2 protein-coding genes are annotated in these 1,286 nt (G+C 50.4%); both read right to left on the bottom strand.

Annotated elements, in window-relative coordinates; translation table 11 throughout:
- On the bottom strand, positions 1-867 hold an 867-nt coding region (hydG, locus tag ACR0P9_RS12830), incomplete at its 3' end, for a [FeFe] hydrogenase H-cluster radical SAM maturase HydG (RefSeq protein WP_432620747.1).
- Positions 868-893: 26 nt separating this feature from the next.
- Entirely contained in the window at positions 894-1,142 is a 249-nt protein-coding gene (locus ACR0P9_RS12825) for a TM1266 family iron-only hydrogenase system putative regulator (protein ID WP_432620745.1), read from the bottom strand.
- Positions 1,143-1,286: the final 144 nt, after the last annotated feature.

Genomic DNA, 1,286 nt, shown 5'->3' with positions numbered 1-1,286 from the left:
GACATCCGGATCAATGTCATCTGCACGGCGCACGCGCGGCACACTGATGGTGTGCGGGCCAACGCCCTTGTATGCTTCCAGATGCTCCGCGTGCATGATGATGCCGGTAAAGTCGTAGCGATAGTTGTTCAGACCGAACAGCACACCGAGACCAACATCGTCAATGCCGCCGTCCATGGCGCGATCCATGGCTTCCGTGTGATAGGCATAGTCCGACTTCGGACCGGACGGATGCAGCTGTTCATACGACTTTTTGTTGTAGGTCTCTTGGAATAGGATATAGGTGCCGATGCCTGCGTCCTTGAGCTTGCGGTAGTTTTCCACTGTCGTTGCGGCAATGTTGACATTGACGCGGCGAATCGCACCATTTTTGTGCTTGATGCTGTAAATCGTGTGAATCGATTCCAGAATGTATTCGAGCGGGTTGTGAATTGGATCTTCACCCGCTTCCAGTGCCAGACGCTTGTGTCCCATGTCCTGAAGCGCGATAACTTCCTGACGGATTTCCTCCTGCGTCAGCTTTTTGCGCGGAATATGGTGGTTTTTCGCGTGATATGGACAGTATTCGCAGCCGTTAATACAGTAGTTGGACAGATACAGCGGTGCGAACATGACGATGCGGTTGCCGTAAAACTCTTCTTTGATTTTACGGGCAAGCGCATAGATTTTTTCGTTTTCGTCCTCCAGCTCGCAGTCGAGCAGAACGATGGCTTCCCTGTGGGAAATGCCCTTCATCTTCGCTGCTTTTTCCAAGATCTGGTCAATTACTTCGCGGTTGTTTTTGTTTTTCTCTGCGTAGGCAAGACATTCGCGGATTTCCTCATCGCTGATGAATTCCTCTGCCTTTGGTGACATCACGTTGTACATACAATTTCCTCCTGATTTTCTCTCTCTTACAGCTTGGAATACACGGATTTTGCCGTTACACCGTCCAGCATACCGATTTTTCCGGACATCGCACTGATAATGGATACCGGCGCATCGACAGCAATGCTGATGAGTGAAATATGCCGCTTTTCATACGGCAGACCCATGCGGCCAATGATATACTTTCGATACTCGTGCAGAATTTCGTTGAGCTGGTCGATGTGATCGGCACGTTCAACGACAATGGCGAGAATCGCAACGCGGGTTTCTTCCATAGAAAACTCCTCCTCATACATATAAAAAACATCCCTGCGCGGCTGCGCAGGGATGCAACGAGCTTGTTGTTCACATCCGTCTTTCCCGTGAGAAATTGGATTCTTGCGGGGCAGTCCATGTGCAGTCAGCAGCGGTTTGCAGTG

Origin of the sequence: Butyricicoccus sp., from assembly GCF_050872565.1 — a bacterium.
Lineage (GTDB): Bacteria > Bacillota > Clostridia > Oscillospirales > Butyricicoccaceae > Butyricicoccus_A.
Note: the sequence above shows the minus strand (reverse complement) of the source record. Positions and strands in the feature narration are given on the sequence as shown.